This window comes from Suipraeoptans intestinalis (assembly GCF_009696485.1).
Lineage (GTDB): Bacteria > Bacillota > Clostridia > Lachnospirales > Lachnospiraceae > Suipraeoptans > Suipraeoptans intestinalis.
Map to the genome: position 1 here is coordinate 1 of NZ_VULY01000036.1, position 6,358 is coordinate 6,358.

Here is a 6,358-nt window from a genome sequence, read left to right on the forward strand (position 1 = left end):
AAAGCATTTTTGCAGATGGAGGACGATGCAAAGCTTTTGCTGGAAAAGCTGAAAGAAAGAGGAGGAAGCCTTCCGTTTACCGATAAGGCAGATCCCGATCGGATCCGACGGGAAACAGGGCTGAGCAAAAACGGGTTTAAGCGTGCGGTGGGCCGCCTGATGAAAGAAAAACAGGTGAAGATCCTGGAGCACTCTATCGTACTGGAAAAGGAATCATAATCGTACTTTCCCGGATTCCAAAGCAAGGCTGTCGGGAATTGGGAAAACAGTAGCAAAAACCGGCAACATAGAGTATAATGAAAGCCAGAGGATGCAACCCGGCTTCCGAGAGGAAGGCCCCGGCTGCAGAAAAGGTTTTGGAGGCAGCAGGCACGGAGGCTGCCGGGCAGGACAGAAGATATTTTAAGAGAAAGAAAAGGAGAAAACAGAGCATGAAAGTACAGAACATTACAGATATTGAAGGATTTTTTAAAGTGGTAGACAGCTGTAAAGGAAAGGTAGAGCTGGTAACCGGCGAAGGCGACCGTCTGAACCTGAAATCCAAGCTGTCACAGTTTGTATCCATGGCAAATATTTTTTCTAACGGAGAGATCCCGGAGCTGGAGATCGTGGCTCACGAGCCGGAAGATATTGATAAGCTGGTCAGCTTCATGATCAACGGCTAGGGAAGCGGATTAGAGGCGAGTAGGGGAAGCTGCCCGCGCCCAAAGGCTCAGACACGAAAAACGGTGTACAGATCATATACAGATAAAAAAGATTTCCAGGAGAGTGTGGGACTTCCGCCAGAAAAGGCAGAGGCTTCACACTTTTTTGAATGTATGACGGGATTTTAGGGGAAGTATGCTTCCGGGGTGTTCCAAAGGAGAGGAGATGGTGTATAATAGAAAAAAGCTGCGTGGTCTCTGGGAACCTTCGGAGTCGGATGGCTGCGCGCAAAAACAGAGGGATTAACACCAAATGAAGGATTTCTAGCAGATAGAATCATCAGACAGAAAAGAGGAAAGCTATGGGATTTGCACACCTTCACGTCCATACAGAGTACAGCCTGCTGGACGGTTCCAATAAAATCAAAGAATGTATTGCAAGAGTGAAAGAACTGGGCATGAACAGCGTGGCCATTACCGACCACGGAGTCATGTTCGGAGTCATTGATTTCTATAAGGCGGCCAAAAAGGAAGGAATTCACCCGGTCCTGGGCTGTGAAGTCTACGTGGCGCCCGGATCCAGATTTGACAAGGAGATTGGCGGAGGAGAAGACCGGTATCACCATCTGGTGCTTCTGGCAGAGACACAGGAGGGCTATCATAACCTGATGAAGATCGTTTCCAGGGGATTTACGGAAGGGTATTACTACAAGCCCAGAGTAGATCTGGAGGTGCTGCAGCGATTCCATAAAGGGATCATTTCCCTGAGCGCGTGTCTGGCGGGAGGTGCAGAAAAACCTTTTGCGGGGATGTATGAAGAGGCAAAAAAGGCCGCCCTCCGTTACCGGACATTTTGGGGAGGACAATTTCTTCCTGGAGCTGCAGGATCACGGACTGCCTCAGCAAAAACAGGTAAATCAGGCACTTTTGAGATTGTCCCAGGATGCAGGGATCCCGCTGGTGGCCACCAACGATGTGCATTATACCTATGCGGAGGATGAAAAACCTCACGATATGCTGCTTTGTATCCAGACAGGGAAAAAGCTGTCTGATGAGAACCGGATGCGGTACGAAGGCGGACAGTACTACATCAAATCAGAAAAAGATATGCGGGAACTGTTTCCTTATGCGCTGGAGGCGATTGAAAATACTCAGAAAATCGCAGATCGGTGTCAGGTGGAGATCCAGTTTGGACAGATGCATCTGCCGAAATATGCGGTGCCGGATCAGGAAGAGGCAGCCCCCTACCTTCGAAGGCTGTGCCGGGAAGGGCTGAAAAGGAGATATCCATCAGCCCGGGAAGAACAGTGGAACATGCTGGAAGAGAGACTTCTGTTCGAGCTGTCTACCATCGAGTCCATGGGATATGTGGATTATTTCCTGATCGTGTGGGATTTTATTAAATATGCAAGGGATCATCAGATCATGGTGGGACCGGGACGAGGCTCGGCGGCGGAAGTCTGGTGTCCTACTGTCTTGGGATCACCAGTATTGACCCGGTCAAGTATCAGCTGCTGTTTGAGCGGTTCCTGAACCCGGAGCGGGTGTCTATGCCGGATATTGATATTGACTTCTGCTTTGAAAGACGGCAGGAGGTCATTGACTATGTGGTGGAGAAATACGGAGTAGACCGGGTAGTGCAGATCGCTACTTTCGGAACCATGGCGGCCAGGGGTGTGATCCGGGACGTGGGGCGGGTACAGGATCTTCCCTATGCGTTTGTGGACGGGATCGCCAAGATGATCCCCATGGAACTGAACATGACGCTGGAGAGGGCGCTGGTAGTCAATCCGGAATTGAAGCAAAGATACGATACGGAAGAGGAAGTCAGGGAGCTGCTGGATATGGCAAGACGTCTGGAAGGACTGCCCCGTCACACATCCATGCATGCAGCCGGCGTGGTGATCAGCCAGGAGCCTATTGAGGAATACGTGCCCCTCTCCCTGGGATCGGACGGTTCTGTTACGACGCAGTTTACGATGACGACTTTGGAAGAACTGGGACTTTTGAAAATGGATTTTCTGGGGCTTCGTACCCTGACGGTCATCCAGACCGCCGTCAGACTGGCAGAAAAAAGCAGCGGACACCCGATTTCCCTGGATGAGATGGATTACAATGACAAGGATGTGCTGGCCTCTATCGGAACGGGAAGGACAGACGGGTGTTCCAGCTGGAAAGTGCCGGAATGAAAAGCTTTATGAAGGAACTGCGTCCCGAGAGCCTGGAGGACGTGATCGCAGGAATCTCTCTTTACCGGCCGGGGCCGATGGACTTTATCCTCAATACATCAAAGGAAAAAATAATGCGGGAACCATTACCTATGACTGTCCACAGCTGAAGCCGATCCTGGAAGGGACGTATGGATGTATCGTCTACCAGGAGCAGGTTATGCAGATCGTAAGAGATCTGGCGGGCTACAGCCTGGGCGGAGCGATTTGCTGCGTCGTGCCATGTCCAAGAAAAAGGGGACGTGATGCAAAAGGAGAGACAGAACTTTGTCTATGGGAATGAGAAGGAAGGAATTCCGGGCTGTATCGCCAATGGGATCCCGGAGCAGGTGGCAAACAAGATCTACGATGAAATGATCGACTTTGCCAAATATGCGTTCAACAAACCATTGGCGATACAGCCCGGATCCTTTTCTCATTCCCAAGACAAAGTTCTGTCTCTCCTTTCATCACGTCCCCTTTTTTCTTGACATGGCACGACGCAGCAAATCGCTCCGCCCCAGGCTGTAGCCCGCAGATCTCTACGATCTGCATAACCTGCTCCTGGTAGACGATACATCCATACGTCCCTTCCAGGATCGCTTCAGCTGTGGACAGTCATAGGTAATGGTTCCCGCATTATTTTTTCCTTTGATGTATTGAGGATAAAGTCCATCGGCCCCGGCCGGTAAAGAGAGATCCTGCGATCACGTCCTCCAGGCTCTCGGACGCAGTTCCTTCATAAAGCTTTTCATTCCGGCACTTTCCAGCTGGAACACCCCGTCTGTCCTTCCCGTTCCGATAGAGGCCAGCACATCCTTGTCATTGTAATCCATCTCATCCAGGGAAATCGGGTGTCCGCTGCTTTTTTCTGCCAGTCTGACGGCGGTCTGGATGACCGTCAGGGTACGAAGCCCCAGAAAATCCATTTTCAAAAGTCCCAGTTCTTCCAAAGTCGTCATCGTAAACTGCGTCGTAACAGAACCGTCCGATCCCAGGGAGAGGGCACGTATTCCTCAATAGGCTCCTGGCTGATCACCACGCCGGCTGCATGCATGGATGTGTGACGGGCAGTCCTTCCAGACGTCTTGCCATATCCAGCAGCTCCTGACTTCCTCTTCCGTATCGTATCTTTGCTTCAATTCCGGATTGACTACCAGCGCCCTCTCCAGCGTCATGTTCAGTTCCATGGGGATCATCTTGGCGATCCCGTCCACAAACGCATAGGGAAGATCCTGTACCCGCCCCACGTCCCGGATCACACCCCTGGCCGCCATGGTTCCGAAAGTAGCGATCTGCACTACCGGTCTACTCCGTATTTCTCCACCACATAGTCAATGACCTCCTGCCGTCTTTCAAAGCAGAAGTCAATATCAATATCCGGCATAGACACCCGCTCCGGGTTCAGGAACCGCTCAAACAGCAGCTGATACTTGACCGGGTCAATACTGGTGATCCCAAGACAGTAGGACACCAGACTTCCCGCCGCCGAGCCTCGTCCCGGTCCCCCATGATCTGATGATCCCTTGCATATTTAATAAAATCCCACACGATCAGGAAATAATCCACATATCCCATGGACTCGATGGTAGACAGCTCGAACAGAAGTCTCTCTTCCAGCATGTTCCACTGTTCTTCCCGGGCTGATGGATATCTCCTTTTCAGCCCTTCCCGCACAGCCTTCGAAGGTAGGGGCTGCCTCTTCCTGATCCGGCACCGCATATTTCGGCAGATGCATCTGTCCAAACTGGATCTCCACCTGACACCGATCTGCGATTTTCTGAGTATTTCAATCGCCTCCAGCGCATAAGGAAACAGTTCCCGCATATCTTTTTCTGATTTGATGTAGTACTGTCCGCCTTCGTACCGCATCCGGTTCTCATCAGACAGCTTTTTCCCTGTCTGGATACAAAGCAGCATATCGTGAGGTTTTTCATCCTCCGCATAGGTATAATGCACATCGTTGGTGGCCACCAGCGGATCCCTGCATCCTGGGACAATCTCAAAAGTGCCTGATTTACCTGTTTTGCTGAGGCAGTCCGTGATCCTGCAGCTCCAGGAAGAAATTGTCCTCCCAAAAATGTCCCGGTAACGGAGGGCGGCCTTTTTTGCCTCTTCATACATCCCCCGCAAAAGGTTTTTCTGCACCTCTCCGCCAGACACGCGCTCAGGGAAATGATCCCTTTATGGAATCGCTGCAGCACCTCCAGATCTACTCTGGGCTTGTAGTAATACCCTTCCGTAAATCCCCTGGAAACGATCTTCATCAGGTTATGATAGCCCTCCTGTGTCTCTGCCAGAAGCACCAGATGGTGATACCGGTCTTCTCCTCCGCCAATCTCCTTGTCAAATCTGGATCCGGGCGCCACGTAGACTTCACAGCCCAGGACCGGGTGAATTCCTTCCTTTTTGGCCGCCTTATAGAAATCAATGACTCCGAACATGACTCCGTGGTCGGTAATGGCCACGCTGTTCATGCCCAGTTCTTTCACTCTTGCAATACATTCTTTGATTTTATTGGAACCGTCCAGCAGGCTGTACTCTGTATGGACGTGAAGGTGTGCAAATCCCATAGCTTTCCTCTTTTCTGTCTGATGATTCTATCTGCTAGAAATCCTTCATTTGGTGTTAATCCTCTGTTTTTTGCGCGCAGCCATCCGACTCCGAAGGTTCCCAGAGACCACGCAGCTTTTTTCTATTATACACCATCTCCTCTCCTTTGGAACACCCCGGAAGCATACTTCCCCTAAAATCCCGTCATACATTCAAAAAAGTGTGAAGCCTCTGCTTTTCTGGCGGAAGTCCCACACTCTCCTGGAAATCTTTTTTATCTGTATATGATCTGTACACCGTTTTTCGTGTCTGAGCCTTTGGGCGCGGCAGCTTCCCCTACTCGCCTCTAATCCGCTTCCCTAGCCGTTGATCATGAAGCTGACCAGCTTATCAATATCTTCCGGCTCGTGAGCCACGATCTCCAGCTCCGGGATCTCTCCGTTAGAAAAATATTTGCCATGGATACAAACTGTGACAGCTTGGATTCAGGTTCAGACGGTCGCCTTCGCCGGTTACCAGCTCTACCTTTCCTTTACAGCTGTCTACCACTTTAAAAAATCCTTCAATATCTGTAATGTTCTGTACTTTCATGCTCTGTTTTCTCCTTTCTTTCTCTTAAAATATCTTCTGTCCTGCCCGGCAGCCTCCGTGCCTGCTGCCTCCAAAACCTTTTCTGCAGCCGGGCCTTCCTCTCGAAGCCGGGTTGCATCCTCTGGCTTTCATTATACTCTATGTTGCCGGTTTTTGCTACTGTTTTCCCAATTCCCGACAGCCTTGCTTTGGAATCCGGGAAAGTACGATTATGATTCCTTTTCCAGTACGATAGAGTGCTCCAGGATCTTCACCTGTTTTTCTTTCATCAGGCGGCCCACCGCACGCTAAACCCGTTTTTGCTCAGCCCTGTTTCCGTCGGATCCGATCGGGATCTGCCTTATCGGTAAACGGAAGGCTTCC

Annotated in this window: 5 protein-coding genes and 4 pseudogenes; 3 read left to right on the top strand and 6 right to left on the bottom strand. The window is 50.6% G+C overall.

Annotated elements, in window-relative coordinates:
- The 3 genes and pseudogenes from FYJ34_RS12800 to FYJ34_RS15360 all read left to right on the top strand — a co-directional run.
- Window positions 1-219: pseudogene (locus FYJ34_RS12800) on the top strand (RNA-binding protein); the annotation flags it as partial.
- A gap of 212 nt (window positions 220-431) precedes the next feature.
- Window positions 432-665 carry a polya polymerase gene (locus FYJ34_RS12040; RefSeq protein WP_154477648.1) on the top strand — a complete coding sequence of 78 codons (234 nt, stop codon included), beginning with the start codon at window positions 432-434 and terminating at the stop codon, window positions 663-665.
- Window positions 666-1,006: 341 nt separating this feature from the next.
- Window positions 1,007-3,258: pseudogene (locus FYJ34_RS15360) on the top strand (DNA polymerase III subunit alpha); the annotation flags it as partial.
- Here the strand turns inward: FYJ34_RS15360 and FYJ34_RS15625 are convergent.
- The 6 genes and pseudogenes from FYJ34_RS15625 to FYJ34_RS15365 form a co-directional block, all read right to left on the bottom strand.
- Entirely contained in the window at window positions 3,251-3,406 is a 156-nt protein-coding gene (locus FYJ34_RS15625) for a hypothetical protein (RefSeq protein ID WP_416389723.1), read from the bottom strand. The pseudogene FYJ34_RS15360 and the gene FYJ34_RS15625 overlap by 8 nt on opposite strands.
- A gap of 152 nt (window positions 3,407-3,558) precedes the next feature.
- Entirely contained in the window at window positions 3,559-3,813 is a 255-nt protein-coding gene (locus tag FYJ34_RS14670) for a hypothetical protein (RefSeq protein WP_330582710.1), read from the bottom strand.
- Window positions 3,810-4,325, bottom strand: a pseudogene (locus FYJ34_RS14680) (hypothetical protein). The gene FYJ34_RS14670 and the pseudogene FYJ34_RS14680 overlap by 4 nt, the downstream one beginning before the upstream one ends.
- Window positions 4,256-4,573, bottom strand: a complete 318-nt coding sequence (locus FYJ34_RS14685; protein ID WP_334296372.1) for a hypothetical protein — start codon at window positions 4,571-4,573, stop codon at window positions 4,256-4,258. The pseudogene FYJ34_RS14680 and the gene FYJ34_RS14685 overlap by 70 nt, the downstream one beginning before the upstream one ends.
- Window positions 4,513-5,424: a PHP domain-containing protein gene (locus tag FYJ34_RS14690; protein WP_235899539.1), complete on the bottom strand. Its 912-nt coding sequence runs from the start codon at window positions 5,422-5,424 to the stop codon at window positions 4,513-4,515. Before FYJ34_RS14690 ends, FYJ34_RS14685 begins: the two co-directional genes overlap by 61 nt.
- Before the next feature lie 339 nt (window positions 5,425-5,763).
- Window positions 5,764-5,995: pseudogene (locus FYJ34_RS15365) on the bottom strand (polya polymerase).
- Window positions 5,996-6,358 lie beyond the last annotated feature (363 nt).

Excerpts from the sequence above, each read along its gene's own strand:
- FYJ34_RS14670 (WP_330582710.1), bottom strand. The coding sequence starts at position 3,813 with ATGACGACTTTGGAAGAACTGGGACTTTTGAAAATGGATTTTCTGGGG.
- FYJ34_RS14685 (WP_334296372.1), bottom strand. The coding sequence starts at position 4,573 with ATGCGGTGCCGGATCAGGAAGAGGCAGCCCCTACCTTCGAAGGCTGTG.
- FYJ34_RS15625 (WP_416389723.1), bottom strand. The coding sequence starts at position 3,406 with ATGCAGATCGTAGAGATCTGCGGGCTACAGCCTGGGGCGGAGCGATTT.
- FYJ34_RS12040 (WP_154477648.1), top strand. The coding sequence starts at position 432 with ATGAAAGTACAGAACATTACAGATATTGAAGGATTTTTTAAAGTGGTA.
- FYJ34_RS14690 (WP_235899539.1), bottom strand. The coding sequence starts at position 5,424 with ATGGGATTTGCACACCTTCACGTCCATACAGAGTACAGCCTGCTGGAC.